Source organism: Mesorhizobium sp. M1A.F.Ca.IN.020.06.1.1 (genome assembly GCF_004023265.1).
Lineage (GTDB): Bacteria > Pseudomonadota > Alphaproteobacteria > Rhizobiales > Rhizobiaceae > Mesorhizobium.
Genome location: NZ_RZSR01001080.1, coordinates 1 through 1,859, shown reverse-complemented (window position 1 = coordinate 1,859; position 1,859 = coordinate 1). Strand labels below are relative to the sequence as shown.

The 1,859-nt window shown below is 63.4% G+C and carries 2 protein-coding genes; both read right to left on the bottom strand.

Features of this window, described 5'->3' with window-relative positions:
- Positions 1–694: hydantoinase B/oxoprolinase family protein (locus EOA60_RS31125; RefSeq protein WP_164899700.1), on the bottom strand; the 694-nt coding region annotated here is incomplete at its 3' end.
- 2 nt (positions 695–696) lie between these two features.
- A partial coding sequence (locus EOA60_RS31120; protein WP_164899699.1) for a hydantoinase/oxoprolinase family protein occupies positions 697–1,859 on the bottom strand: 1,163 nt, incomplete at its 5' end.

Sequence of the window (1,859 nt, the reverse complement as noted above, 5' to 3'; positions counted from 1 at the left end):
CTCGCAGGCGTTGCCGCATGCGGCGTTCGGTATAGGTGAGCAAGTCCGCCATGCTCTTCTGGACCCTCGCTAGTCCATGGTCGCGCGCCAGCCTGACGAGGCTGCGAGCCCCCTGCCCGTTGGCCGCGATCTGCACCTTCAGATCAAGGATCCGCTCCATCGGGTCGCGCGTGTTGTGCGCGATCATCGAGAGCAGTTCCTCGTCTAGCACACCTTCGCGTACGATGCGCATGTGCGGAATGCGGATGCCCTCCGCAAACACGCTGGTGAGGGTATGGTCGGTCGACCCGGGGATGACCCCTCCGACGTCCGAATGGTGGCCGATGTTGCCGATCAAGAACTCGACGCTGCCGTCTATGAACACCGGGGTGATGATGGAGATGTCGTTGCTGTGCGAGCCGCCTGCCAGATAGACGTCATTGCAGATGAACACGTCGCCATCCCGGAAGCTGTCGAGCGCGCGGCTCTTGAGCAGTGTCTCGACACCTCCCATGACGCCGGAGAGCAGCATAGGGATATAAAGGGCCTGGCAGATCAGGCGCCCTTCCCGGTCGAAGATTGCGACGGATGCGTCCTTGCGTTCCTTGATGTTGGTGGAAAAGGACGATCGGATCAGCGTGTTCATCACCTCATCGGTGATCGACAGCAGCCGGTTGTTGAAGACTTCCATGTCGATGGTGTCGATGCGGCTCATGCCTAAGCGGCCTTGCGTGTAAGGATGATGTTGCGCCAGCCGTCGACGCTTGCGGCCCAGCCTTTTGGCAGCACGGTCGTCGCGGTGAGTTCCTCGACCACGGCCGGGCCGGCGATGGTGGCACCGGCAGGCAGCTTTTCGCGGTCGTAGACATCGGCTTCTGTCCAGCCGCCGCCCTCAGCACCCATATGCACGCGGCGGGTGCCGATGCGTGCTTCCTGTGCGCTCCCTTGCCGCGTTGGCGGCTGTACCAGCGGGGCCGCGATTTGGCCAATCGCCTCGATCCGGACATTGACGATCTCGATCTCGCGATCCTCGACGTGGTAGCCGTAGACTTCATCGTTGACCTGATAGAATGCACGTATGAACGTCGGACGGTCCGTGATGTCGCCTTCGACGCGGACCTCGAAGTTCTGGCCGACATAGCGGGCCTCGATCACGCGGACGCAGGCGCGCAGGCCGCTCTCGACCCGTTCTCTGATCAGCCATGCCTCGGCTTCGGTGGTCATCGCACGAGTCTGCTCGAGGATATCGCGCCAGCTGGCGTCATTCAGCGGCGCGACATGAGACTTGACGAAACTGCGAGAGATATTGGACAGCAGCACGCCACGGGCGCACATGGTGCCTGGAGCTTCCGGCACCAGAACCGTGGCAATGCCGACTTCGTCCGCAACAAAAGCCGCGTGGAGCGGACCCGCGCCGCCAAAGGCGACCAAAGCGAACTCTTTGACGTCGCAGCCGCGCTCGATGGAGATGGAGCGAATCGCGCGGGCCATGTTGGCGACCGCGATGCGGATGATGCCGTCTGCCGCCTCATCGGGTGACGTGCCGATCCTGGTCGATATCTGCGCCACCGCACCGGTTGCCGCAGCGCGGTCGACCGGCATGGCCCCACCAAGAATTGCCAGGGGATTAAGGCGTCCCATGTGCAGGTTCGCGTCGGTGATTGTCGGTTCGATACCGCCGCGCATATAGCCCACCGGTCCCGGGATAGCGCCAGCCGAGTGGGGTCCGGCTTTCAACCCACCAGCGTCGTCGACCCAGGCGATCGAGCCGCCGCCGGCGCCGATCACATGCACGTCAACCATGGGGCAGCGCACCGGATAACCTGCCACGTCACGCAGCGGGGTATAGGCGCCGCGGCCATTGAGGATCAGCGACACGT